This window comes from Pseudomonas sp., from assembly GCF_030683065.1.
Taxonomy (GTDB): Bacteria; Pseudomonadota; Gammaproteobacteria; order Pseudomonadales; family Pseudomonadaceae; genus Aquipseudomonas.
In genome coordinates this window covers 26,145-51,234 of sequence record NZ_JAUXMX010000062.1, presented here as the reverse complement: position 1 = coordinate 51,234, position 25,090 = coordinate 26,145, and the positions used below count along the sequence as shown (strand labels likewise).

The window sequence follows — 25,090 nt, the reverse complement described above, 5'->3', positions numbered from 1 at the left end:
TAGCAGGATTAGCCGCCTGATTTTTTGGCCTTGAAGCCGCGTTTGAGCAACTCTGCGAGCAATAGTTCGACGTGATCGCCCTGAATCTCGATCACCCCGTCCTTTAAAGAACCGCCACAACCGCAGCGCTTCTTCAGGGCGCCGACCAGATCCCGCAACGGCTCCTCGGCCAGCGGCACGCCACTGACTGTAGTGACCGTCTTGCCGCCACGGCCTTTGGTTTCGCGGCGCACGCGAGCAATGCCATCACCGGCAGGGATCAAGGTACTTTTGCAGGTGCAGGCATCCACTGGCTGACTGCAGTGCGGACAATGCCGACCGCTGTCGGTGGAATACACCAAGCCGCTCAGCGCGGCAAATGACGAAGCTTTCTTGACCACCGGCTTGTCCTCATCTGGGTCAGGGCTTGTGAAAAAAACCGAGCGCCGTAGCGAGAGCATCTCCAGGTGCTCCCTGCAAGGCGCGCTACGCCAACCGCAGGTACCTGGAGGCAGTCGCGGTAGACGGGCGTTTTTTTGCAAGCTCTCAGAATAGCGACTGGCCGATCTGCATCGACCGCGAGGCCCCACTCTGGCAGGGGCAGCGCACCCGAACTGGACGGTTCGGGCTTGAAAGCGGCGCAGTGTAACGGCAAAGCCCCTGGATGCTAAGTGGCAAAATGCGCCATTAATCGGTGGATTGGCGACGCTGTTCTGCATCTTGCACGGCAACGCTCGGAATGCTGTACGCCAGCCAGGGTGCGCTGTGCGCCGCACTTGCAACCCGCGCGCCCGCAGAAGGCTGGTGCGCATGGCGCACCCTACGATCGAGCCTCCAGATAACGCTGCAAGGCGGCCAGTGAATCGGGGCAATACGGCAGGTGTCGCGTTTCCGCCAGCGCCTCATCGATGGAGATAAACCGCGCCTCCAGCACTTCCTCCGGCTGCAGCACCAGCGGTGCATCGGACACCGCCGAGTAAGCCCGGCACCACAACCGGCTTTCAGGGGCGTCATAGAGAAAATGCGCGTGCTCGACCAGCAGCACATCCTCAATACCCAGCTCCTCGGCCAGCTCGCGAACAGCCGATTCGGCGTAGCTCTCACCCTCCAGCACCATGCCTCCTGCAGCCACATCCCAGTAGCCCGGATAGAGTGCCTTGCTCAGCGTTCGTCGGTGTACACACAGCTCACCGGCCGAGTTGAACAGCAGAATGTAAGTCCCACGACCCAGCAAGCGACGCTCGCGTAACTCGGCGCGCAACACACCACCGAGCGGCCGATCCTGCTCGTCGACCCAGGCGATCAGCTCCGCATCGGAGGCTGCGCGATGCGCCATCTCAGCGTCTGATATGGCCACCGGTTAACCCTGCGACAGCAATTGACGCAGATCGATGAGCCCGGCATTGGCGCGAGAAATATAGTTGGCCATGACCAACGAGTGGTTGGCCAGCAGACCGTAACCACTGCCGTTGAGGATCATCGGACTCCACAAGGTTTCCTGAGCGGCCTCCAGCTCACGGATGATCTGCCGCACACTTACGGTGGCATTCTTCTTCGCCAGCACATCTGCAAAATCCACTTCGATGGCACGCAGCAGATGCGACAACGCCCAGGCCTGGCCTCGGGCTTCGTAAAACACGTTGTCGATCTGCATCCACGGGGTCTCGTAACTGCCCTCGTTGACCTGTACCGCCTGACCTTCCACCACGTCTTTCAAATCGGTATCGGTGTTCAGGCGCACCTGGCCAACACTGGCCGACAGGCGTTGCGACAGCGACCCCAGGCGAGTGGCAGCATCGCCCAACCACGCATTGAGGTTATCGGCGCGGCTATGGAACTGTGCGGTCGACTGAGTTGGATCACCCAGACGTGTCATGTAACGGTCGAGTGACTTGATCGCTTCGCGGTATTCCGCCTCGGATGCCGGCAGTGCCCAACTTTTGTTGTCAAAGTGGAAGCGTGGCTCGGCCTTGGCCAGATCAGGGTCCTCGGTGGATTGCGACTGCGAGCGGGCGAAGTCCTTGCGCAGGGCACGCGCCATGTCGCGCACCTGCACCAGTACGCCGTATTCCCAGCTCGGCATGTTGTCCAGCCAAAGTCCCGGTGGCGCGAGATCGTTGGCCAAGTAACCGCCCGGCTTATCCAGCAGGGTGCTGGCGACATGCTTCAGGGTGACCACCGTGGTATAGCCATTGACCATCTGGTGTTGCGCACGTTGCGCCGCTGCCTCGGCATACTGCTGCACCGGAAACTGCTCGGGCTCCTGACTCCAGTACCAGCCGACCACCAGCGCCACCAGCAGATAAAGACCGAGCAAGCCGCCGATTGAGCGACTTAGCCAACCGCCACCCAGGTAGCTGCGCACGTTATCCACCGAGTCGTCGACGCTATCGCGCGCGCCTGCAGCGCTTTTTTTCCAATCCAGCATGGCAGTGTCCTTTCAGCTAAAGCATTTGGCTATTGAACCGCAAACCCAGACCCCAGGCTGCGCAATAGCCTTGCACTATAAATGAAGCATAGGCTGATGCGCAGCGCTGGCGAGCAACTTAGCACGCTGAAACACCAGGGCAGCGCCGCGCTCAATGTGACCGAAGGCTCACGCCGACGGATCGGTGGTATTACTGGCCAAACCAGCAGTGATAGCATCGAGCTACCACGGCAGACTGCCTCCGTCGCCTCACGCGAAATCAAGCCCATGACCGAGCACGAAGACCCTAGTCTAGACCGCCTGAAGCAGCACTTCGCCCAGCGCGTGACCCACCAGGCGCGACAGACCCTCGAAGCGTGGCAACGCCTGCAGCGCAGCGAATGGAACGAGCGCGGCATGCATGACCTCAGCGAAGCCACGCTGCTGCTGCAGCGCTACGCCGAGCGTTTCGAGCAGGCCGAGCACTTGCAGCTGGCGAAAGCTATCGGCGCTTGCCTGGAAGCGGTCGCAGGCAACCGCGGACGCCTCAACAGCGACCTGATAAGCCAACTCAACCAGCTCATGCAGCGCCTGTCGCGCACTGGACTGCGCCGCGGCGACCATTTCGAACAGACTGCACTGCCGCCGCTGCGCAAGCCGGTCTACCTGGCCTTGCAACACCTCGAGCGAGCCGAACACCTGGCCCAGCAGCTGGGGTACTTCGGCATGACCGCACAAGCGCTGGACACGGCCAATGCGTTCCGTTCGGCGATGCTCGAACGCCATCCGGCCGCGATCCTCATGGACGTCGACTTTTCCGGCCCCGGGGCCGGCTTGCAACTGGCCCAAGCGGTGCAGCAAAACCTCGAAGAGAAAATCCCCCTGCTGTTCTACAGCCACCAGGAAACCGGCACGCCGACACGCCTGGCGGCGGTGCGCGCTGGCGGCCAGGAGTTTTTCACCGGCACCCTGGACGCATCCAGCCTGCTCGAACGCATCGAAGTGCTGGCCCAAGTGGCGCAGTACGAGCCCTACAAAGTACTGATTATCGACGACTCGCGCGCCCAGGCCACCTACACCGCACGCACCCTGAACAGCGCCGGGATTCTCACCCGCACCCTGACCGAGCCGATTCAAGCCATGACCGAGCTGGCAGAATTCCAGCCAGATCTGATCATCCTCGACATGTACATGCCCGAGTGCAACGGCACCGAACTGGCCAAAGTGATCCGTCACAACGACCGCTATGTCAGCGTGCCGATCATTTACCTGTCCGCAGAAGACGACCTCGACAAGCAGCTCGACGCCATGAGCGAAGGTGGCGACGACTTCCTGACCAAACCGATCAAGCCACGCCACCTGATCGCCACTGTGCGCAACCGCGTCGCCCGCGCGCGCAACCTCAAGGCGCGCATGGTACGCGACAGCCTCACCGGCCTGTACAACCACACCCACTCCCTGCAATTGCTCGAAGATGCCCGCTTCCGCGCCGAACGCGACGGCCAGCCGCTGAGCTTCGCCATGCTCGATATCGACTTCTTCAAGAAGGTCAACGACAACTATGGCCACCCCATGGGCGACCGGGTGATCAAGAGCCTGGCGCTGTTCCTCAAGCAGCGCCTGCGCAAGAGCGACCACATCGGTCGCTACGGAGGCGAAGAGTTTGCCGTGGTTATGCCCAACACCGACGCCAAGGCGGCCCAGCAGGTGCTCGAGGAAATCCGCCGGCGTTTCGCCGAGATCCGCTACCCGGCGCAGCCGCAGGACCTGTCCTGCACCTTCAGTTGCGGCATCGCCCAACTACAGGACAATACAAGCAGCCAAACCCTGACCCAGCACGCCGACGAAGCGCTCTATGTGGCCAAGCATGGCGGGCGCAACCGGGTCGAGGTGTATCGCACGGAAATAGCCCCGAGCTAATCTGGCCCGACTCCGCGATACCGGACCTGCAGGAGCGGCAGCGGTGGCATTTAGACACTGCGCACCATTGCCGTCAGCCTTGAGCGTCATCAACCTGTCATGAAAACGCAATAACTTCAGCCGTATAGCGGTTGCGCCTGGCGTCATCGGGCGCACGCCAGCTCCCTTCCGTCTACGGTCGAGCCCTATGCGCCTGAAATCACTTACCAACCTCAATACCCTGCTGCTGGTTACCGTCTGCGTGGCCCTGGCTGCCACCCTCTGGTGGTCGCAGCGCGCCCTGGAGCGGCCCTACCTGCTGATGGAGCGCTACCTGAGCCTGTCCCAACAGTTTCAACGGGAGGCGGCGCGCAATATCCTCGACTACCTCGCCAGCGGCGATGCCTTGCAACACAGCGCAGCGATCCAGGCCCTGGACAACATGGCGCCCGCGATTGCCGAACTGCCGCCACAACTGGCCGCCGAGCTGCGCCCCAGTCTGGCAGCACTGCAGAGTTTCAGCGCCAACCAACTGCTCGCCGCCGGCAAGCTGGCGGGCGATCCTCAGGGTTTGCTGCTGCAGGCCGAGCGTGAGATGGGCGGCGCCTTGGAACAACTGGCGCGCTATGCCGACAGCGCGAGCGCCGATGCGGCGCACGCCTACCGCCTGCCCTTGTTTGTCGCGGCTCAGCATTTAACTCGCCTGGCCCACGCCCGCGACAAACTGGTCAGCAGCGGACGCAGCGAGCTGGTCCGCGACGTTGAGCGCGAGCTGGCTGCACTTGGCCTTCAGGCGCAAGCCCTGGAGGCCTTGCCCCTGCTGGGCGTAGCCGACGACAGCAGCTCCAGTAGCGATGATTTTTCCGCCCTGCTGGGCCTGGCCAGCGACAGTAGCAGCACGCCAGCAGAAGACCGCGGCATTGCCCTCAAGCGTGACTTTGCCAGCCTGATCAGCCGCTACCCTGACGAACTGCAACGCACCCGTAGCCTGGTTGAACAGCGCGTTACCCTGGCCAGTGCCACCCGCAGCCAGGTCGATGACGTGCAGCAAGCGCTCGCCACCCTGGAGCCTGCCGTACGTGCCGAGCATGGTCTAATTCAGGGCGAGGTGCGCCTGCTCCAAGGCCTGATGATCGGCCTGATCCTGCTGATCGCCCTAACCATCGACACGATTCAACGGCGCCTGACCCGGGTCCTCAACCATCTGGTGCCAGCCTTGTCGGCCTGGGCCCAAGGCGATTTCGCCGAGGACATCACGCTCGGCTCGCGCACCCGCGAGCTGTGTGACATCGAGGCTTCACTGAACCGCCTGCGCGTCTACCTGGTCGATCTGGTTGGCAGCATCCGCCTGCACGCCGAACAGGTTGCCAGCTCCAGTCGCACCCTGGCCGACCTCAGTGGTGGCCTGCATGCCGGCGCGGAACGCCAGGCGGGCGATACCGCACAGATTCGCGATGCCCTCGGCGAACTTGAAGCAACCATCCAGCAAGTCGCAGGGAACGCCAGCCAGGCCGCCGACGCCAGCCGTGATGCCGATCGCGCCCTGGAGCAGGGTCAGCAGGTGATCGGTCAGAGCCTCAGCGGGTTGCATGCCCTGGTCGGCGAAGTCCAGGACAATGCCCAGGCTATCGAACGCCTGGCCGAGGAAACCGCGACCATCGGCAACGTGCTGACGGTGATTCGCGGCATCGCCGAGCAAACCAACCTGCTGGCCCTCAACGCAGCCATCGAAGCGGCACGCGCCGGCGAGGCTGGACGCGGCTTTGCCGTGGTCGCCGACGAGGTGCGCTCGCTGTCGCAGCGCACCAGCGGCGCCACCTCGGAAATCCAGGCGCTGATCGGTCGCCTGCAACAGGCCGCCCGACAATCCGTCGACGCCATGCGCGCCCAGGTCGAACACGCCCAAGCCAGCGCCGGTCAGGCTGAAGCAGCCGATGGCGCACTCGATGAAATCATCGTAGCAATTCGCACCATCGCCAGCATGGCCGAGCGCATCGCCGACGCCACCGCCCAGCAAAGCGGCGCAGTCAGCGAGATTCGCGGTCACAGCGAGCGCATCCACCAACTTGGCGGCGACAACCTGGTGCGCATCGGCGAGGGGCGTCAGCAAGGCGATCGGCTGTTGCAGGTGGGCGACCAGCTACATACGGCGGTGCAGGCATTTCGCCTATCAGGCCGCTGAAAAACTACTGCGCTCGGCTATGCGGCGTTGAAATCAGTCTCGGAATGCTCATGTACAGCTCGTACACTCCGCTTCCTCGACTGATTTCGCCTTGCCTAGCCGTCGCTCGCTACATTTTTCAACGGCCTGCTGTAGCGCACTTACAGGTCAGGCGCGGCCATCTGTCGCGGGCGCGGCGTACGGGGCCGCCAACGGGTCATTGGTCCGTCTGACAAGCCCGCTTACAGCCTGCGCCCTGACGTTAGGCCACTGGCTTGGTTTATGATGCGGACACTTCCGACCCGCGAGACCGCCATGCGCCGTTTGCTCTGCCTGATCCTGCTGCTGGTTGCACTGCCTGCTGGCGCCGGCCTGTTCGACAACCGCCCAGCCTCGGCGCCACTCGGCGCGCCACTCAACAACAGTGCGGACTTCCTGCCGGTGCGCGAGGCGTTCAGCCTGAGCCTGGTCGACAGCTCTGCAGAGTCGGTCACGGTGCGCTTCGTCGCCGCCGAGGGCTACTACCTCTACAAGCACCGCTTCCAATTCAGCAGCGAGCCTGCTGACATCGGCCTGGGTACCGCGAAGATGCCGGCCGGCGAGGCGAAATTCGACGAGTATTTCGGCGATATCGAGGTCTACTACGGCATATTGGATGTCGAGTTGCCGCTGGAAAATCCGGACAACCGCCCGTTCAACCTCAGCGTCAGCTACCAGGGCTGCGCCGACAAGGGCTTGTGCTACCCACCGGAAACCGAACAGCTGAAGATTGGTGGCGGCCTGCCCGACGCCAGCCCCGCCAGCACGCCGGGTACCACCGCCAATAACTGGAGCTGGACCGACCTGGCGCTGTTCTTCCTCGCCGGCCTGGGCCTGACCTTTACCCCCTGCGTACTGCCAATGCTGCCGATCCTCTCCGGCGTGGTGCTGCGCGGCCAAGTTGGCGGCCTGCGCAGCTTCAGCCTGTCGCTGGCCTATGTGCTGCCGATGGCGCTCTGTTTCGCCGTGCTTGGCGCGCTGATGGGGGTGTTTGGTGCTGGCCTCAACCTGCAGGCACGCCTGCAGTCAGCGTGGGTACTGGTGCCTTTCGCCGCCTTCTTCGCGGTGTTCGCCCTGGCCATGTTCGGCGTCTACGAACTGCGCTTGCCACGCCTGCTCAGCGAACCGCTGGACCGCCTGGCAGGCAAGACCCGCGGTGGCTCCCACGCCAATGCGGCGGTACTTGGGGTGCTTTCCAGCCTGCTGGTTTCACCCTGCGTATCGGCCCCTCTGGCGGGCGCCTTGCTGTATATCAGTGCCAGTGGCGACGCCTTGGGCGGTGGCCTGAAACTGTTCGCGCTGGGTCTGGGCATGGGCGCACCATTGGTGCTGTTCGCCACCGGTGGCGGCGCCTTGCTGCCGAAGTCGGGGACCTGGATGATTGGTGTACGCAATGCCTTCGGCGTACTGCTGCTGGCAGTCTCTATATGGCTGGTGGAGCGCGTGCTGCCAGGTCAACTGACGCTGGCCCTGTGGGGCTTGCTCGCCGGTGGCGTCGCGCTGTTTCTCGGCGCCCTGGAGCTTGGCCCGAAAACCCACAAGCAGAAACTCAAGCAACTGGCCGGCCTGATGCTATTAGTCTATGCCCTGTCCGCCTGGACCGGTGCCCTGCAGGGCCACAACGATCCATTGCGCCCGTTCGGACACATGCCGCTGGCCGGCAGCACAGATAGGCAAATGCAATCGAACGACTGGCAAACCATCAGCACCCCCGCCGAGCTGGATGCCGCCTTCGTCGCTGCAAAAAACGCCGGCAAACCGCTGCTGCTCGACTGGTACGCTGATTGGTGCATCAGCTGCAAGGTGATCGAGCGCGAAGTGCTCAACGCCCCGCAAGTCGCTAGCCAGCTGGGCGATTACCGCCTGATACGCTTCGATATCACCGAGAGCAACCCGGCCCAGCGCGCCCTGCTTGATCGCTACCAGCTGTTTGGCCCACCGGCGATCCTGCTGTTTGATGCCAAGGGCGACGAATGGCAGGACCTGCGCGTGGTGGGCGAAATCGACGTAGCAGCCTTCGCTGCGCGCATGAGCCAGGCAAGCGAACGCTTCTAACGCTCACAGTCATATAAATGACGCAAACTACCGACATCGTGTTGGCTATTGCAGAGAACTGGACATCCTTGCGCCGCCTCCGGCATAGTCCTGCGGTGACAACAACAAGGAACAGCGCATCATGGCCACCTTACTGGTGCTGCACGGCCCCAACCTGAATTTGCTTGGCACTCGCGAGCCGGGCGTCTATGGCGCCACCACCCTGGAACAGATCAACCTCGACCTTGAGCGCCGCGCCCGCGAGGCAGGCCATCATCTGCTGTATCTGCAGAGCAATGCCGAGTACGAACTGATCGAACGCATTCACGCCGCAAAAGGTGAAGGTGTCGACTTTATCCTGATCAATCCCGCCGCTTTCACCCATACCAGCGTCGCATTACGTGACGCATTGCTGGCGGTGAGCATCCCATTCATCGAAGTGCACCTGTCAAACGTGCACAAACGCGAAGCTTTCCGCCATCACTCCTACTTTTCCGATGTAGCTGTAGGGGTGATCTGCGGTCTTGGCGCCAGCGGTTACCGGCTGGCCCTGGAGGCCGCACTCGAACAACTTGAACAACCCTGACCTCACTGGGAGTTGAGCCACTATGGATATACGTAAAGTCAAAAAACTGATCGAACTGCTGGAAGAATCCGGCATCGATGAGCTGGAAATTCGCGAAGGCGAAGAGTCTGTACGCATCAGCCGTCACGGCAAGCAACCGACCTACGCCCAGCAGCCCATGTACGCGCCACAGCCCGCACCAGCTGCGCCGGCACCCGTCGCTGCTGCCGTTGCCGAAGCCGCTCCGGCTGCTGCCAAGTTGAACGGCACCGTGGTGCGTTCGCCGATGGTTGGCACCTTCTTCCGCGCCGCTTCGCCGACCTCGGGCAACTTCGTTGAAGTCGGCACGGTCGTTAAAAAAGGTGACATCCTCTGCATCGTCGAGGCGATGAAGATGATGAACCACATTGAGGCCGAGAGCAGTGGCACCATCGAATCCATCCTGGGCGAGAACGGCCAGCCGGTGGAATACGATCAGCCTCTGTTCACCATCGTTTGAAACGCGGAGAGCCTGCGATGTTGGAAAAAGTTCTGATCGCCAACCGCGGCGAGATCGCCTTGCGCGTCTTGCGTGCGTGCAAAGAGCTGGGCATCAAGACCGTCGCGGTGCACTCCACCGCTGACCGTGACCTGATGCACCTGGGCCTGGCCGATGAGTCGGTGTGTATCGGCCCGGCGTCCGGCGCCCTGTCCTACCTGAACATTCCGGCGATCATCAGCGCCGCCGAAGTGACCGGCGCCACGGCGATCCACCCGGGCTACGGCTTCCTCGCGGAAAACGCCGATTTCGCCGAACAGGTGGAAAACTCAGGTTTCGCCTTTATCGGCCCGACCGCCGCCACCATTCGCCTGATGGGTGACAAGGTATCGGCCAAGGATGCCATGAAGCGCGCCGGTGTACCGGTGGTGCCCGGCTCCGACGGCCCACTGCCGGAAGACGAGGAAACTGCCCTGGCGATTGCCCGCGAAGTGGGCTACCCGGTGATCATCAAGGCCGCTGGCGGCGGCGGTGGTCGCGGCATGCGCGTGGTGCACAAGGAAGAAGACCTGATCAAATCGGCCAAGCTGACCCGCAGCGAAGCCGGTTCGGTGTTCGGCAACCCGATGGTTTATCTGGAGAAGTTCCTCGGTAACCCACGCCATGTGGAAGTCCAGGTACTGTCTGACGGCCAAGGCCAAGCCATCCACTTGGGTGATCGTGACTGCTCACTGCAGCGCCGCCACCAGAAAGTGCTGGAAGAAGCACCGGCCCCATTCATCAACGAGAAGTCGCGTGCCGAAGTGCTCAAGCGCTGCGTCGATGCCTGCATCGAAATCGGTTATCGCGGCGCCGGCACCTTCGAGTTCCTCTATGAAGACGGCAATTTCTACTTCATCGAAATGAACACGCGCGTACAGGTTGAGCACCCGGTTTCGGAAATGGTCACCGGTATCGACATCGTCAAGGAGATGCTCAGCATCGCCGCTGGCAACAAGCTGTCGTTCACCCAGGACGACGTGGTGATCCGTGGCCATTCCCTGGAATGCCGAATCAACGCCGAAGACCCGGACAACTTCATGCCCTGCCCCGGCAAGGTCAATCACTTCCATGCACCGGGCGGCAACGGCGTACGGGTCGATTCGCACCTGTACAGCGGCTACACCGTACCGCCGCACTACGACTCGCTGATCGGCAAGATCATCACCTACGGCGCTACCCGCGACGAAGCCATGGCGCGCATGCGCAATGCCCTGGATGAAATCGTGGTCGACGGCATCAAGACCAACGTACCGCTGCACCGCATGCTGGTCCGCGACAAGGGCTTCTGCAAAGGCGGCGTGAATATCCACTACCTGGAAAAGAAACTCGGTATGGATAAGCACTAAGCTTCGGCGAAGCGCACAGACAAGGGCCGCCATTGGGCGGCCCTTGTCGTTTCTGCCTGACGCGGCGGTGGCAGCCGGACCATCGCTTCAAGTAAGCTGCGCGCCAATTTGCACCATCCCGCCGCAGCGCTCACGAGGATTCCCATGCCCTGGTTACAAGTCCGTCTCGCCATCACCCCGGATCAGGCAGAAACCTACGAAGACGCCCTGCTGGAGGTGGGTGCGGTCTCGGTGACCTTTATGGACGCCGAAGACCAGCCGATTTTCGAGCCGGACCTGGGCACCACCCCGTTGTGGTCGCACACCCACCTGCTCGCCCTGTTCGAAGCCGACACCGAGGCCGACGCGGTGTTCGCCCACCTGCAACTGCTGACCGGTGCCGAACTGCCCGAGCACCAGGCTGAGGTAATTGCCGACCAGGACTGGGAACGCAGCTGGATGGACAACTTCCACCCCATGCGCTTCGGTCAACGTCTGTGGATAGTGCCCAGCTGGCATGCGGCGCCAGAGCCGGACGCGGTCAACCTGCTGCTCGATCCCGGCCTTGCATTCGGCACCGGCACCCACCCGACCACCGCACTGTGCCTGGAGTGGCTGGACAGCCAGGAGCTGACTGACTGCGACGTGCTAGACTTTGGCTGCGGCTCGGGCATCCTCGCGATTGCCGCCCTGCTCCTCGGCGCGCCACAGGCGGTGGGTACCGACATCGACCCACAAGCCCTGGAAGCGTCGCGCGACAACGCCGGGCGCAACGGCATCGACCCCGCCCGTTTCCCACTCTACCTGCCGGCCGACCTGCCACAGCAGCAGGCCGACGTGGTGGTCGCCAATATCCTCGCGGGCCCCTTGGTGTCGCTGGCCCCGCAGATTATCCGCCTGGTCAAAACAGGCGGACGTCTGGCCCTGTCAGGCATTCTCGCCGAGCAAGCCGAAGACGTTCGCACAGCGTATGCCGATGCCTTCGTGCTCGACCCGACTGCGCAGAAGGACGGCTGGGTTCGCATCAGCGGCATACGCCGCTAGCCTGCATTGCCGCCTGTTCAGGTACTTGCGTTAGACTAATCGCCTTGCTTCCCTTGAGCGCAGGCCGCCGGATCACCGCATGACCGAAAGTTTCGTCACCCAGTGCCCCAATTGTCGTACCAGCTTTCGCGTAAGCCTCGCGCAGCTGGGTGCCGCCCGTGGGGCCGTGCGCTGCGGAGCTTGCCTGCATGTATTCAATGCGGCGCAACAACTGCTCGAAGTGGGGCAACAGCTGCCTGATACAGCGGCGCCGGCACCGATCTACCCGACCGACGAACCCGCGCCTGCATCAAAACCCGATCAGGCTGCCGCGCACGGCAAAAGCACCAGTGACACGCTGTGGATTCATGACGACCTGGACCTCGACAGCCTCGACCTCGATGAGGAATTGGCTAAGCTGGAGGAACAGGAACAGCAGCTGTCGCAGCAGTTCCTCGCGCTGAAGCAGATGCCCGAGCACACCGACGCCTTTCGCGCAGTACCCGACACCGGGCCACAGCAACATGACGAAAGCTGGGCAGATGCGCTTCTGCATGCGGACGCGCCCCAGCCGACACTGAGCGCTCACAGCGCTGCAGCGCAGAAAATCGCCCCATTGAACGATGGACCGGAACCAGATACCGCGCACATCGCAGATAACGCGGCAGGTGATCTGCCGCCGCTCACGCTCCAGGCACTGCAACCGAACACCCAAGAACCCGGACCGGAAGAGTCAGGCCTGAATGCTCATCGCGACGACCCCAGCATTGGCACGGACCTCGACGAACAACATCCAGAGCCCACCAAGGCGCAGCCAGCCGACAAAAAAACGGCTCGCAGCGAGCCTGGTTTGCGCGACGAGCACCTGTTCGAGCTGGATGACGAACCGTTGCAACTTGACTGGCAGCCACCACGCAAACCCTGGGGCCGCTGGCTCGGCTGGGGGCTGCTGAACCTGCTGGCCGCAACCGCCTTAGCCGGACAGCACATCCATTACAACTTCGCCGAACTGGCCCGCCAGGATCAATACCGCCCCTGGTTCGAGCAGCTCTGCCCGCTGATTGGTTGCGCGCTGCCATCCAAGGTCGAAATCACCCAGATCAAGAGCAGCAACCTGGTGGTGCGCAGCCACCCCGAATTCAGCGGCGCCCTGGTCGTCGATGCCATCCTCTACAACCGCGCGCCCTTCGCCCAACCATTCCCCTTGCTGGAAATGCGTTTTGCCGACATCAATGGTCGACTACTGGCGAGCCGCCGTTTCAAACCCAGCGAATACCTCGCCGGCGAACTGGCAGGCCAGGCAGAAATGCCCCCGCAGACACCGATTCATGTGTCTCTGGACATTCTTGACCCCGGCACCCAGGCAGTGAATTACAGCCTGAGCTTCCACTCGCCGGAATAACCTGCACGCCACGGATTGTGTGGCAATCCGTGCGCGACATAACTGCGGGCAATAAGCCGAGAGCTGTTCAGAATTTGTTCAAAACAGCCTTTATCCAGTCATCCAGAGCGGGTATGATTCCCACCCTTTTTGCAGTCTCCTATTGGTCTCAGCAGCACGTCTGTTGCGCTCGGAAGCCCCATGTCGGCGTTATCCATCGGCCCTTACACATTGCCCAACTCGCTGATTCTCGCACCCATGGCGGGGGTTACCGATCGGCCGTTCCGTCAGCTCTGCCATCAATTGGGTGCGGGCATGGTGGTCTCGGAAATGGTCACCAGCGATGTGCGCCTGTGGAGTACCCGCAAATCGAGCCTGCGCCTGATTGATCAACACGATGCTGAACCACGCTCAGTACAGATTGCCGGTGGTGACCCGCAGATGCTCGCCGAGGCGGCTCAGCGTAACGTTGAATTGGGCGCACAGATTATCGACATCAACATGGGCTGCCCGGCCAAAAAGGTCTGCAACAAGGCTGCCGGTTCCGCTCTGCTGAAAGACGAGTGCCTGGTGCGCGAGATCTTGGAGGCCGTGGTCGCCGCAGTGGATGTACCCGTAACCCTGAAAATCCGCACCGGCTGGGACAGGCAGAACAAGAACGGCATCATCGTTGCGAAGATTGCCGAACAGGCGGGAATTGTTGCTTTGGCGGTGCACGGCCGCACTCGCGCCGACCTGTATATGGGCGAAGCCGAATACGACACCATCGCCGCAATCAAGCAGGCGGTGTCGATTCCGGTGCTGGCCAATGGCGATATCGATTCACCGGAAAAAGCCAAGGCAGTACTGGCTGCCACTGGCGCTGACGGCCTGTTGATCGGCCGGGCAGCCCAGGGGCGGCCATGGATTTTCCGCGAAATAGAACACTACCTGCGTACCGGACAGAAGCTGGCAGCACCCAGCCTGTTCGAGGTGGAACGTATTCTGCTAGAGCACATGGCCGCGCTGCATCTGTTCTATGGCGATGTGATGGGTGTACGTATTGCCCGCAAGCATGTCGGCTGGTACCTCGCAACCCTGCCGGGCGCCAGGGAGTTTCGCGCCCGATTCAATCGTCTGGAAAGTACGGACGCGCAGAGCACCAACGTTCGCGAGTTTTTCGGCGAACGGCATAACGATGGAGATGGGGTGGCCGCATGACGATGTTGACCGAGACTTTAGGAACTGGAATGGCTCCCTTGAGCGACAGCACAAGCTTGAAACAGCACCTCAATACGCCGAGTGAAGAAGGGCAAACCCTGCGCGGCAGCGTCGAGAAAGCATTGCACAACTACTTTGCCCACCTAGAAGGTGCGGATGTCACCGACGTTTACAACCTGGTGCTCAGCGAAGTGGAAGCGCCCTTGCTGGAAACGGTGATGAACTACGTCAAGGGCAACCAGACCAAGGCCTCCGAACTGCTCGGCCTGAATCGCGGCACCTTGCGCAAAAAACTCAAGCAATACGACTTGCTGTAACCCAAAACTCCCGAAAAGGGCGGCCCACATGAGCCGCCTTTTTTGCTGATACCTCTGCTCTGATGGACACTGAAATGACCGACCAGACCACTCTCCTCCCCGTTCGCCGTGCCTTGATCAGTGTTTCTGACAAGACCGGCATCCTCGAGTTTGCCCGCGAGCTCGTTGCCCTGAATGTGGAAATTCTCTCCACCGGCGGCACGTACAAGTTGCTCAAGGACAACGGCATTGCTGCCGTGGAAGTGGCCGACTACACCGGCTTCCCGGAAATGATGGACGGTCGGGTCAAGACCCTGCACCCGAAGATCCACGGTGGCATTCTTGGCCGTCGCGCACTCGACGCCGCGGTAATGGAGCAGCACGGCATCAAGCCGATCGACCTGGTCGCGGTCAATCTCTACCCCTTCGCGGCCACTGTAGCCAAGCCGGGTTGTGACCTGGCCGACGCCATCGAGAACATCGACATCGGCGGCCCGACCATGGTCCGCTCCGCAGCGAAGAATCACAAAGACGTGGCCATCGTGGTCAACGTCGGTGACTACGCCAGCATCGTCGAGTCGCTGAAAGCCGGTGGCCTGAGCTACGCCCAGCGCTTCGACCTGGCCCTGAAAGCCTTCGAGCACACCGCAGCCTACGACGGCATGATCGCCAACTACCTGGGCACCATCGACCAGAGCCGCGACACCCTTGCTACCTCCGACCGCGGTGCCTTCCCGCGCACCTTCAACAGCCAGTTCATCAAGGCCCAGGAAATGCGCTACGGCGAGAACCCGCACCAGAGCGCGGCGTTCTACGTGGAAGCGCAGAAAGGCGAGGCCAGCATCGCCAGCGCCATCCAGCTGCAAGGCAAGGAACTGTCGTTCAATAACGTGGCCGACACCGATGCGGCGCTGGAATGCGTGAAGAGCTTCGTCAAGCCGGCCTGCGTTATCGTCAAGCACGCCAACCCGTGCGGCGTCGCCGTGGCCCTCGACAGCGAAGGCGGCATCCGCCAGGCCTATGAGCTGGCCTACGCAACTGACACCGAGTCGGCCTTCGGCGGCATCATCGCCTTCAACCGCGAACTGGACGGCGCAACCGCCCAGGCCATCGTCGAGCGTCAGTTTGTCGAAGTGATCATCGCGCCGAAAATCAGCGCCGAAGCCCGCGCAATAGTGGCCGCCAAGGCCAATGTGCGCCTGCTCGAATGCGGCGAATGGCCGGCCGAACGCAGCACTGGCTGGGACTTCAAGCGGGTCAACGGCGGTTTGCTGGTACAGAGCCGCGACATCGGCATGATCAAGGCAGAAGACCTGAAGATCGTCACCCAGCGCGCGCCCAGCGAGCAGGAAGTGCATGACCTGATCTTCGCCTGGAAAGTAGCCAAGTTCGTCAAATCCAACGCCATCGTCTACGCGAAGAACCGCCAAACCATCGGCGTCGGCGCCGGCCAGATGTCGCGCGTGAACTCCGCACGCATCGCCGCAATCAAGGCCGAACACGCCGGCCTGCAGGTCGCCGGTTCGGTGATGGCGTCCGACGCCTTCTTCCCGTTCCGCGACGGCCTGGATAACGCGGCGGCCAATGGCATCACTGCGGTCATTCAGCCAGGTGGTTCGATGCGCGATGCGGAAGTTATCGCCGCCGCCGACGAAGCGGGCATTGCCATGGTGTTCACCTCTATGCGCCACTTTAGGCACTAAAATCGGCCGCACTGAAACCGGCATCTGCTGTGTTGCCCTGGATTCCGCCAATGCTCATTGCCACTAGGCAACTCCGCTTGTCGAAACCCAGGGCGCCTTGCATCTACCGGCTTCATTGCGACCTCGAATACAGCTTTTCGTAGGGTGGATAACGCTTTTCTTATCCACCAGCAGTCGTAGCCCGGATGAAATCCGGGAACACCCCACTTAAAAGCCCCGGATTGCATCCGGGCTACGGTCAGGAGATACCCCATGAACGTATTGATCATCGGCAGCGGCGGGCGTGAACACGCCCTGGCCTGGAAAGTCGCGCAAGACCCGCGCGTGCAAAAAGTCTTCGTCGCCCCGGGCAACGCTGGCACTGCCACAGAAGCCAAGTGCGAGAACGTCGCCATCGACGTACTGGCCCTGAAGCAACTGGCTGACTTCGCCGAGAACAACGTACAACTGACCATCGTCGGCCCGGAAGCGCCGCTGGTTGCGGGGGTGGTCGATCTGTTCCGCTCGCGCAAGCTGGATGTTTTCGGCCCCACCGCTGGCGCCGCCCAGCTGGAAGGCTCGAAAGCCTTTACCAAGGACTTCCTCGCCCGCCACAACATCCCCACCGCCGATTACCAGAACTTCACCGAAGTCGAGCCGGCCCTGGCCTACCTGCAACAGGTCGGTGCGCCTATCGTGATCAAGGCCGATGGCCTGGCCGCCGGCAAGGGCGTGATCGTCGCCATGACCCTGATTGAGGCCGAAGATGCGGTGCGCGATATGCTCGCCGGCAATGCCTTTGGTGAAGCCGGTTCGCGCGTGGTGATCGAGGAGTTCCTCGACGGCGAGGAAGCCAGCTTTATCGTCATGGTCGACGGCCATAACGTACTGCCTATGGCCACCAGCCAGGATCACAAACGCGTGGGTGATGGCGACAGCGGCCCGAATACCGGCGGCATGGGTGCCTACTCTCCTGCCCCGGTGGTCACCGCCGAGGTGCACCAGCGGGTGATGGACGAAGTCATTTGGCCGACCGTCAAAGGCATGGCCAGCGAGGGCAATGTCTACACCGGTTTCCTCTATGCCGGGCTGATGATCGACCAAGCCGGCAAGCCGAAGGTTATCGAGTTCAATTGCCGCTTCGGCGACCCGGAAACCCAGCCGATCATGGTGCGCCTGGAGTCGTCGCTGGTGCTGCTGATCGAAGCCGCGCTGGCGCAGGCGCTGGACAAGGTCGAGGCGCGCTGGGATCCACGCCCAACTGTCGGCGTAGTCCTGGCTGCTGGCGGCTACCCTGGCGATTACGCCAAGGGCATAGTGATCGAAGGGCTGGCGGATGCTGCCGCGCTGGAGGGCAAGGTGTTCCATGCCGGCACGGCGCTCAAGGACGGCCAGGTGGTTACGGCTGGCGGCCGGGTGCTCTGCGCCACGGCTATTGGCGCCAGCGTTGCCGACGCCCAGCAGCAGGCCTATCGCCTGGCAGAGAAAATTCGCTGGGATGGCTGCTTCTACCGTAAGGACATAGGCTATCGCGCGATTGCCCGCGAACGCGGCGAAGCATAGGAGAAACATAACGGCCGGCCCCGCAACACTCAGGCAGACGGCACGGCCCCTAAGGGTCGTGCCAAAAAGCGGCAAAAAACGCGAATGCGCCACGAAGCAGCTGGCGCCGCAGTGCCAGTGGTCGCTTTCAGTGTGTCTGGACTGGCCATCCTGGCCATATTCCGCTACACAACGGCTTGGCTATAATCTGGCCACCTACCATTAAAGGGAATTCAGCGTGCGCGGGCTCAGGATTGCCACAGGATTACTCGTCGGCTTGCTCATGGCCTGTCTATTGCCGACAGCCATGGCCGAGAACGTAGCAGGCGCAGCTAGCAGCCATCCCGCAAACTGGTCGTATTTACATGACCCGAGTGCCGCACTGACCCTTGTGGATGTTCAGGCACGCCGCCAACAGTTCCAGCCCCTCAGCAAACAGGCCTTCACCTTCCCCCTCAGCGAGCAGGCCGTTTGGCTGCACGTCGAATTGCCGCGTAACCAGCAGCCAGGCTGGCTATGGATTTTTGCACCGCGCGTGCAGTACCTCGACTACTACCTATTACGCAACGGCACACTCGAGCGCTCGATCCAGACCGGCGAATCCAGGCCGATGAGCACGCGACCGCTCGACTCGCGGGCCTACCTGATGGCGTTGCCGAACGATGACCAGCCGCGTGAAGCCTATGTCCGCATGACCTCGAATCACCCGCTGATGGCCTGGTTCAAGCTCATTGACGAGAAAGGATTAGTAGCGCAGGAAAAACCTGCCTATGTGTTTGGCGCCCTGCTCGGCGGCTTGCTGCTGCTGACCCTGTATAACCTCATCCGGTTTTTCTACAGCCGCACCACCAGCTGCCTTTGGCTGAGCGCCCTGCATGCCAGCCTGGCAGTCTGTGCTGCTGCCAATCTCGGCCTGTTCGCCGTCTGGATGCCCAGCCAGAGTTATAACCAGTCGCTGGTCGCCGACTTGTCGGCGCTGCTGGCGGCCGTCAGCCTACAGGCCTTTTGCCTCAGCTTCATGCTGCACACCCCGGCCCAGCCGGGCAGGCTCAAGCACCTGCTGCAAGGGAACGCCGTGCTGATCTTCGCCGTTGCCCTGGTGATCGCCAGCACCGGCCTGCTCTGGTACAGCACGCTGATCTACGTGTTGGTCCTGCTCAGTGCCTTGAGCGTGTTACTGGTGGCCAGCATGCTCTGGCATGCGGGTTATCAACCAGCACGTTTTATCGCCATAGGTATTCTGGCATTCATCCTCGGTTTCAGCGCCTGCATCCCGGTACTGCTCGGCCTCGACCAACTCAATCCGGGCTGGCTGGTAATCAGCGTCTTCAGCATTGCGACCCTCAGCGGCATCTTCATCAGCCTTTCGCTTGCCGAGCGGCAACGCCAGATCCAGCGCACCACCCTCAGCGAACGCACGGCAATGGCTGCCAGTGCGGCAGAGCTAAAAGCCAAGGCTGAATTCCTCGCCAAGATCAGTCACGAAATTCGCACACCAATGAACGGCGTACTGGGCATGACTGAGTTGCTGCTGGGCACACCGCTATCGGCAAAGCAGCGTGATTACGTGCAGACCATCCACAGTTCGGGCAACGAATTGCTGTCGCTGATCAACGAGATTCTCGACATCTCCAAGCTCGAATCCGGACAGATCGAGCTGGATGACGTGCAATTCGATCTCAATGCGCTGATCGAGGACTGCCTGGATATCTTTCGCGCCAAGGCCGAGCAGCAGAAGGTCGAGCTGATCAACTTCATGCAACCCCAGGTGCCGCGCGTGATCAGCGGCGACCCAACACGCTTGCGCCAGACCTTACTGAGCCTGCTCGACAACGCCTTCAAACAGACTGACGAAGGCGAAATCCTGCTGGTCGTGGCACTCGACACTGGCGGCGAGCGACCACGCTTGCGCATCGCCGTGCAGGACAGTGGTCGTCCGCTGCAGGCCAGCGAGCGCGATGCCCTGCTCAATGCCGAACTGCACAGCAAGGACTTCCTCGCGGCTACCGCACTCGGCGCCCGCCTCGGCCTGATCATCGCCCGCCAACTGGTGCGCCTGATGCACGGCGAATTTGGTATCCAGAGCGGCGGTGCCCAGGGCTCGACCCTGTGGCTGACGCTGCCGCTGGATAGCCAGCGCCTTGAACAGCCCACCGCCGACCTTGACGGGCCATTGCAGGGCGCGCGCCTGCTGGTGGTAGATGACAACGACACCTGCCGCAAAGTCCTGATGCAGCAGTGTAATGCCTGGGGTCTGCAGGTCAGCGCCGTCCCCTCCGGCAAGGAGGCGCTGGCGCTGCTGCGCACCAAGGCGCACATGCGCGAATACTTCGACGTGGTACTGCTCGACCAGGACATGCCCGGCATGAGCGGCATGCAGTTGGCCGCCAAGATCAAGGAAGACCCCAGCCTCAACCACGACATCCTGCTGATCATGCTCACCGGCATCAGCAATGCACCGAGCAAGATCATCGCGCGCAACGCCGGGATCAAGCGCATCCTGGCCAAACCGGTGGCCGGCTATACGTTGAAAACCACCCTGGCCGATGAGCTGTCCCAACGCGGCGGTGACAACTCGCCGGTATTTACACCGTCCCTGGTCAGCGCCCCACTGGAAGTACCCAACGACTTCCGCATTCTGGTCGCCGAAGACAACAGTATTTCGACCAAGGTGATCCGCGGCATGCTCGGCAAACTCAACCTAACGCCGGACACCGCCAGCAACGGTCAAGAAGCCCTCTACGCAATGAAGGCGCAGCACTATGACCTGGTGCTGATGGACTGCGAAATGCCGGTGCTCGACGGCTTCTCTGCCACCCAACAACTGCGCGCCTGGGAAGCGGCCGAGCAGCGCCCGCGCACGCCGGTAGTGGCGTTGACCGCGCACATTCTCAATGAGCACAAGGAACGGGCCCGTGAAGCCGGTATGGACGGCCACATGGCCAAGCCGGTAGAACTTTCGCAATTGCGCGAACTGCTCGAATACTGGATCGCCCAGCGCGAGATGAGCCAGCAACCCGCGGCCCAGCCACACGGAAACTGACCGCCTGCAGCGGGCCACGCCAACTGCCGCGACAGCATTGCCCGCGCGCAACGCTCTGCTCCTGTCACGGCAGAGCAGGCATTCGTTCGCTGCAGCGGGCCGCGCGCTGGAGATCGGCCCGATAATCCCGGATCATGCTGCCCCACGAAGGAGCAGTCGGCTCCCGCACTCAAGCCCATTTACCCAAGAGACGAGTCCAGCCCATGGCGTCCGAGTTGTTCAGTCTGTACCTGAAGTTACTGGTGCTCTACAGCCCATTTTTCGTGTTGTCCTGCTTCATCAGCCTGAGCCGCGGCTACACGGTCAAGGAGCGCAAGCGCCTGGCCTGGAAGGTCGCCGCTGGCGTGCTGATCTCCAGCGTGTTGCTGTACCTGTTTGGTAAGCACATCTTTACCCTGTTCGGCATCACCATCGACGCCTTCCGCATCGGCGCCGGCAGCGTGTTGTTTATCTCGGCCCTCGGCATGGCCCAGGGTAAGTCGGCGGTGCAGAGCGATAACGTGCAGCAGGATGTGACCATCGTGCCGCTGACTATTCCCCTGACTGTCGGCCCAGGCACCATCGGTGCGCTGCTGCTGATGGGCGCCAGTCAGCCGCACTGGGACGACAAGCTGGTGGCGGTAGTCGGCATCGCTCTGGCCAGCCTCACGGTCGGTGTAGTGCTGTACCTGTCCAACCAGTTCGAACGCCTGCTTGGCGACCAGGGCCTGCAGATCGTCAGCCGTCTGATGGGCCTGTTCGTCTGCGCACTGGCCGCGCAGATCATCTTCACCGGGGTGAAAAACTACCTCGAGCTCTAAATCGGTGCAGGACAGCCTGGGCGCCCATCCTGGCGCACCGTCGCGCACCAAAGTAGCGCGACAATGACCCGCAACAAAACCCTGAAACACCGCTGAAAGCCCTGGGGCACAAGGCTTTCAGCGCGTTGGCACGGATGCTGCCATTGGAATAGTGACCCTCTTGGTCCAACCCAACAGTTGCGCATGGAGCCATAACAATGAAACGCCGTCCCTTTCTGAAATCGACGATCGCCGCCAGCGCTCTGCTGCTCAGCGGCTTGTTCCCGTTCACCGTGCAGGCGGCCGAAACCATCAAGGTTGGCATCCTCCATTCGCTGTCCGGCACCATGGCTATTTCCGAGACCTCGCTCAAAGACATGGCGCTGATGACCATCGACGAGATCAACGCCAAGGGCGGCGTACTCGGCAAGCAGCTTGAAGCAGTAGTGGTCGACCCTGCGTCGAACTGGCCGCTGTTCGCCGAGCGCGGTCGCCAACTGCTGACCCAGGACAAAGTCGACGTGACCTTCGGTTGCTGGACCTCGGTGTCGCGCAAATCCGTGCTGCCGGTCTACGAAGAGCTCAATGGCCTGCTGTTCTATCCCGTGCAGTACGAAGGCGAAGAGCTGTCGCCGAACGTCTTCTACACCGGCGCGGCGCCTAACCAGCAGGCCATCCCGGCAGTCGAGTACCTGATGAGCGAAGACGGCGGCGCCGCCAAACGCTACTTCCTGCTCGGCACCGACTACGTCTACCCGCGTACCACCAACAAGATTCTGCGCGCCTTCCTGCACAGCAAGGGCGTGGCCGACAAGGACATCGAAGAGGTCTACACCCCGTTCGGTCACAGCGACTATCAAACCATCGTCGCCAACATCAAGAAGTTCTCCGCTGGTGGCAAAACTGCGGTGATCTCCACCGTCAATGGCGACTCCAACGTGCCGTTCTATAAAGAACTGGCCAACCAGGGCCTGGAAGCCACCGACGTGCCGGTGGTGGCGTTCTCCGTGGGCGAAGAAGAACTGCGCGGCATCGACACCAAGCCACTGGTCGGCCACCTGGCCGCCTGGAACTACTTCCAGTCGGTGGAGAACCCGGTCAACACCGAGTTCGTCAACAAATGGAAGGCTTACGCCAAGGCCAAGAACCTGCCAGGCGCGGACAAAGCCGTGACCAACGATCCAATGGAAGCCACCTACGTCGGCATCCACATGTGGGCTCAAGCGGTCGAAAAAGCCGGCACCACTGAGGTGGACAAGGTGCGTGACGCCCTCGCCGGCCAGACCTTCGCCGCACCAAGTGGTTACACCCTGACCATGGACGCAACCAACCACCACCTGCACAAGCCAGTGATGATCGGTGAAATCCAGGAAGACGGTCAGTTCTCGGTAGTCTGGGAAACCAGCAGCCCGATCCGCGCCCAGCCGTGGAGCCCGTATATCGAAGGCAACGACAAGAAGCCGGATTACGCGGTGAAGTCAAACTGATCGAGCGGAGCTTACCTCCCCTGTAGGAGCCAGCTTGCTGGCGATCATCTCGACCGTGATCGCCAGCAAGGACAAGGTGCCCCCTCGCGCCTACAGCACCCCGACATTACCGGGATACTTAGGACATACCCATGCCCACTGCCTTGTACCGCTTTCTGCTATTTCTGATTCTGTTGCTACCGCTCGCCAGCCATGCCGGCGACGCCAGCGACTTCGTTGCGGCCAACCCGGCCAAGCAGGCCAAGCTTCTGGAAAACTGGGCCGCCGCCCCCGATCCTGCGCGCCTGCAGCTACTGCAGGCCCTGCAACAAGGTCGCGTCGCCACCGATAGCGACAAGATGCCCTTTATCGAAAACGCCGGCAGCTACCAGGCCATCGAAGGCACCGCAGCACCTGTCGGCACCCCGCGCAAACTGCGCCTGAACAACCGTCTGCGCGGCCTGACCGCCACCGCCCTTGCCAGCCACCAATTGCTCGCCGAAGACCCGGCCCTGCGCCTGGATGCCGCCAAACACCTGCAGAAAAGCGCCAAACCGGCCCAGCTCGACATGCTCAGCGAACGCCTGGCCAGTGAAGACGACGACCATGTACGCGACGCCCTGACCCTGGCCTTGGCCAACCTGCAACTGGTCGACAGTGACCCGGCCATTCGCCTGGCCGCCGTGCGCCTGCTCGGCGAAACCGGCGACCCGCTGGCGCGTACCCGCCTGGAAACGCTGCTCGACCCGGCCGTGGAAAGCGATGCCGGGGTGCGCACCGCCGCCGAAACCAGCCTGGCCCAGGTCAAACGCAAACTGCTGATCGGCGAATTGCTCGGTCAGGCCTTTAGCGGCCTGTCACTCGGTTCGATCCTGCTGCTGGCCGCACTTGGCCTGGCCATCACCTTCGGCCTGCTCGGGGTGATCAACATGGCCCACGGTGAAATGCTGATGCTCGGCGCCTACTCCACCTACATGGTGCAGGTCATGTTCCAGCGTTTCGCCCCGGAAGCCTTGGCGCTTTACCCGCTGGTGGCGCTGCCGGTGGCGTTCTTCGTCACTGCGGCCATCGGCATGGCCCTGGAGCGCACGGTGATTCGCCACCTGTACGGTCGACCGCTGGAAACCCTGCTAGCCACCTGGGGCATCAGCCTGATTCTGATCCAGCTGGTGCGGGTGACCTTCGGCGCTCAGAACGTCGAAGTGGCTAACCCCTACTGGCTGTCCGGCGGACTACAGGTACTGCCGAACCTGGTGCTGCCGTATAACCGCATCGTGATCATCGGCTTCGCCCTGTTTGTGGTGGTGCTGACCTGGCTGCTGCTGAACAAGACCCGCCTCGGCCTCAACGTGCGCGCCGTCACCCAGAACCGCAATATGGCCGCCTGCTGCGGCGTGCCGACCGGCCGGGTGGACATGCTCGCCTTCGGTTTGGGCTCCGGTATCGCCGGCCTCGGCGGCGTGGCCCTGAGCCAGATCGGCAACGTCGGCCCGGACCTGGGCCAGAGCTACATCATCGACTCCTTCCTGGTGGTGGTGCTCGGCGGCGTCGGCCAACTCGCCGGTAGCGTGATGGCGGCCTTTGGCCTGGGTATCGCCAACAAGATTCTCGAACCGCAGATCGGCGCCGTACTGGGCAAGATCCTCATCCTCGCGCTGATCATTCTGTTTATTCAGAAACGCCCGCAAGGTCTGTTTGCGTTGAAGGGACGGGTGATCGATTGAGCCAGATTAGCTGCATTGAAACCGT

General features: G+C 62.1%; 19 protein-coding genes. 16 read left to right on the top strand and 3 right to left on the bottom strand.

What is annotated here, in order from left to right; all coding sequences use genetic code 11:
• Positions 1 to 8: 8 nt before the first annotated feature.
• The 3 genes from Q8K09_RS19590 to Q8K09_RS19580 form a co-directional block, all read right to left on the bottom strand.
• Positions 9 to 380 carry a translation initiation factor Sui1 gene (locus Q8K09_RS19590; protein WP_305256666.1) on the bottom strand — a complete coding sequence of 124 codons (372 nt, stop codon included), beginning with the start codon at positions 378 to 380 and terminating at the stop codon, positions 9 to 11.
• Between the two features lie 419 nt (positions 381 to 799).
• Positions 800 to 1,315, bottom strand: a complete 516-nt coding sequence (locus Q8K09_RS19585) for an NUDIX hydrolase (protein WP_305256665.1) — start codon at positions 1,313 to 1,315, stop codon at positions 800 to 802.
• Positions 1,316 to 1,339: 24 nt separating this feature from the next.
• Positions 1,340 to 2,407, bottom strand: a complete 1,068-nt coding sequence (locus Q8K09_RS19580; RefSeq protein WP_305256664.1) for a DUF2333 family protein — start codon at positions 2,405 to 2,407, stop codon at positions 1,340 to 1,342.
• A gap of 267 nt (positions 2,408 to 2,674) precedes the next feature.
• Between Q8K09_RS19580 and Q8K09_RS19575 the strand changes: the two genes are divergently transcribed.
• From Q8K09_RS19575 to urtB, 16 genes are all read left to right on the top strand, one after another.
• A complete protein-coding gene (locus Q8K09_RS19575) occupies positions 2,675 to 4,306 on the top strand; it encodes a PleD family two-component system response regulator (RefSeq protein ID WP_305256780.1) in 1,632 nt (543 codons plus the stop codon).
• A 187-nt stretch (positions 4,307 to 4,493) separates the two neighbouring features.
• Positions 4,494 to 6,467 (top strand): methyl-accepting chemotaxis protein, encoded by a 1,974-nt coding sequence (locus tag Q8K09_RS19570; RefSeq protein WP_305256663.1) that lies wholly within the window; start codon positions 4,494 to 4,496, stop codon positions 6,465 to 6,467.
• A 294-nt stretch (positions 6,468 to 6,761) separates the two neighbouring features.
• Entirely contained in the window at positions 6,762 to 8,540 is a 1,779-nt protein-coding gene (locus tag Q8K09_RS19565) for a protein-disulfide reductase DsbD (RefSeq protein WP_370869587.1), read from the top strand.
• A 121-nt stretch (positions 8,541 to 8,661) separates the two neighbouring features.
• The gene (gene aroQ, locus Q8K09_RS19560) at positions 8,662 to 9,105 is read left to right on the top strand and encodes a type II 3-dehydroquinate dehydratase (protein ID WP_079203286.1); all 444 of its coding nucleotides are present in this window, start codon (positions 8,662 to 8,664) and stop codon (positions 9,103 to 9,105) included.
• Between the two features lie 22 nt (positions 9,106 to 9,127).
• A complete protein-coding gene (gene accB, locus Q8K09_RS19555; protein ID WP_305256661.1) occupies positions 9,128 to 9,583 on the top strand; it encodes an acetyl-CoA carboxylase biotin carboxyl carrier protein in 456 nt (151 codons plus the stop codon).
• A gap of 17 nt (positions 9,584 to 9,600) precedes the next feature.
• Entirely contained in the window at positions 9,601 to 10,950 is a 1,350-nt protein-coding gene (accC, locus tag Q8K09_RS19550; RefSeq protein WP_305256660.1) for an acetyl-CoA carboxylase biotin carboxylase subunit, read from the top strand.
• Between the two features lie 144 nt (positions 10,951 to 11,094).
• A complete protein-coding gene (gene prmA / locus Q8K09_RS19545) occupies positions 11,095 to 11,973 on the top strand; it encodes a 50S ribosomal protein L11 methyltransferase (RefSeq protein WP_305256659.1) in 879 nt (292 codons plus the stop codon).
• Positions 11,974 to 12,052: 79 nt separating this feature from the next.
• On the top strand, positions 12,053 to 13,354 hold the full coding sequence (locus Q8K09_RS19540; protein ID WP_305256658.1) for a DUF3426 domain-containing protein: 1,302 nt from the start codon (positions 12,053 to 12,055) through the stop codon (positions 13,352 to 13,354).
• A gap of 180 nt (positions 13,355 to 13,534) precedes the next feature.
• Positions 13,535 to 14,533 carry a tRNA dihydrouridine synthase DusB gene (gene dusB / locus Q8K09_RS19535; RefSeq protein WP_305256657.1) on the top strand — a complete coding sequence of 333 codons (999 nt, stop codon included), beginning with the start codon at positions 13,535 to 13,537 and terminating at the stop codon, positions 14,531 to 14,533.
• Positions 14,530 to 14,850: a DNA-binding transcriptional regulator Fis gene (gene fis, locus Q8K09_RS19530; RefSeq protein WP_305256656.1), complete on the top strand. Its 321-nt coding sequence runs from the start codon at positions 14,530 to 14,532 to the stop codon at positions 14,848 to 14,850. The genes dusB and fis overlap by 4 nt, the downstream gene beginning before the upstream one ends.
• A gap of 74 nt (positions 14,851 to 14,924) precedes the next feature.
• Positions 14,925 to 16,532: a bifunctional phosphoribosylaminoimidazolecarboxamide formyltransferase/IMP cyclohydrolase gene (gene purH / locus Q8K09_RS19525; RefSeq protein WP_305256655.1), complete on the top strand. Its 1,608-nt coding sequence runs from the start codon at positions 14,925 to 14,927 to the stop codon at positions 16,530 to 16,532.
• Positions 16,533 to 16,784: 252 nt separating this feature from the next.
• Entirely contained in the window at positions 16,785 to 18,074 is a 1,290-nt protein-coding gene (gene purD / locus Q8K09_RS19520; protein ID WP_305256654.1) for a phosphoribosylamine--glycine ligase, read from the top strand.
• A 217-nt stretch (positions 18,075 to 18,291) separates the two neighbouring features.
• Positions 18,292 to 21,096 (top strand): response regulator, encoded by a 2,805-nt coding sequence (locus Q8K09_RS19515; RefSeq protein WP_370869583.1) that lies wholly within the window; start codon positions 18,292 to 18,294, stop codon positions 21,094 to 21,096.
• A 203-nt stretch (positions 21,097 to 21,299) separates the two neighbouring features.
• Positions 21,300 to 21,896, top strand: coding sequence for a MarC family protein (locus Q8K09_RS19510; RefSeq protein ID WP_305256652.1), 597 nt, complete (start codon positions 21,300 to 21,302; stop codon positions 21,894 to 21,896).
• 197 nt (positions 21,897 to 22,093) lie between these two features.
• Positions 22,094 to 23,362, top strand: coding sequence for an urea ABC transporter substrate-binding protein (urtA, locus tag Q8K09_RS19505; protein WP_305256651.1), 1,269 nt, complete (start codon positions 22,094 to 22,096; stop codon positions 23,360 to 23,362).
• A 131-nt stretch (positions 23,363 to 23,493) separates the two neighbouring features.
• Entirely contained in the window at positions 23,494 to 25,065 is a 1,572-nt protein-coding gene (gene urtB, locus Q8K09_RS19500; protein WP_305256650.1) for an urea ABC transporter permease subunit UrtB, read from the top strand.
• The last annotated feature ends 25 nt before the right edge of the window (positions 25,066 to 25,090 follow it).

What these genes read in the sequence shown, in the direction of transcription:
- purD (WP_305256654.1), top strand. Translation starts at nt 16,785, where the DNA reads ATGAACGTATTGATCATCGGCAGCGGCGGGCGTGAACACGCCCTGGCC.
- Q8K09_RS19585 (WP_305256665.1), bottom strand. Translation starts at nt 1,315, where the DNA reads ATGGCGCATCGCGCAGCCTCCGATGCGGAGCTGATCGCCTGGGTCGAC.
- fis (WP_305256656.1), top strand. Translation starts at nt 14,530, where the DNA reads ATGACGATGTTGACCGAGACTTTAGGAACTGGAATGGCTCCCTTGAGC.
- Q8K09_RS19570 (WP_305256663.1), top strand. Translation starts at nt 4,494, where the DNA reads ATGCGCCTGAAATCACTTACCAACCTCAATACCCTGCTGCTGGTTACC.
- urtA (WP_305256651.1), top strand. Translation starts at nt 22,094, where the DNA reads ATGAAACGCCGTCCCTTTCTGAAATCGACGATCGCCGCCAGCGCTCTG.
- accB (WP_305256661.1), top strand. Translation starts at nt 9,128, where the DNA reads ATGGATATACGTAAAGTCAAAAAACTGATCGAACTGCTGGAAGAATCC.
- Q8K09_RS19565 (WP_370869587.1), top strand. Translation starts at nt 6,762, where the DNA reads ATGCGCCGTTTGCTCTGCCTGATCCTGCTGCTGGTTGCACTGCCTGCT.
- purH (WP_305256655.1), top strand. Translation starts at nt 14,925, where the DNA reads ATGACCGACCAGACCACTCTCCTCCCCGTTCGCCGTGCCTTGATCAGT.
- aroQ (WP_079203286.1), top strand. Translation starts at nt 8,662, where the DNA reads ATGGCCACCTTACTGGTGCTGCACGGCCCCAACCTGAATTTGCTTGGC.
- Q8K09_RS19540 (WP_305256658.1), top strand. Translation starts at nt 12,053, where the DNA reads ATGACCGAAAGTTTCGTCACCCAGTGCCCCAATTGTCGTACCAGCTTT.
- Q8K09_RS19575 (WP_305256780.1), top strand. Translation starts at nt 2,675, where the DNA reads ATGACCGAGCACGAAGACCCTAGTCTAGACCGCCTGAAGCAGCACTTC.
- urtB (WP_305256650.1), top strand. Translation starts at nt 23,494, where the DNA reads ATGCCCACTGCCTTGTACCGCTTTCTGCTATTTCTGATTCTGTTGCTA.
- Q8K09_RS19580 (WP_305256664.1), bottom strand. Translation starts at nt 2,407, where the DNA reads ATGCTGGATTGGAAAAAAAGCGCTGCAGGCGCGCGCGATAGCGTCGAC.
- prmA (WP_305256659.1), top strand. Translation starts at nt 11,095, where the DNA reads ATGCCCTGGTTACAAGTCCGTCTCGCCATCACCCCGGATCAGGCAGAA.
- Q8K09_RS19510 (WP_305256652.1), top strand. Translation starts at nt 21,300, where the DNA reads ATGGCGTCCGAGTTGTTCAGTCTGTACCTGAAGTTACTGGTGCTCTAC.
- accC (WP_305256660.1), top strand. Translation starts at nt 9,601, where the DNA reads ATGTTGGAAAAAGTTCTGATCGCCAACCGCGGCGAGATCGCCTTGCGC.
- dusB (WP_305256657.1), top strand. Translation starts at nt 13,535, where the DNA reads ATGTCGGCGTTATCCATCGGCCCTTACACATTGCCCAACTCGCTGATT.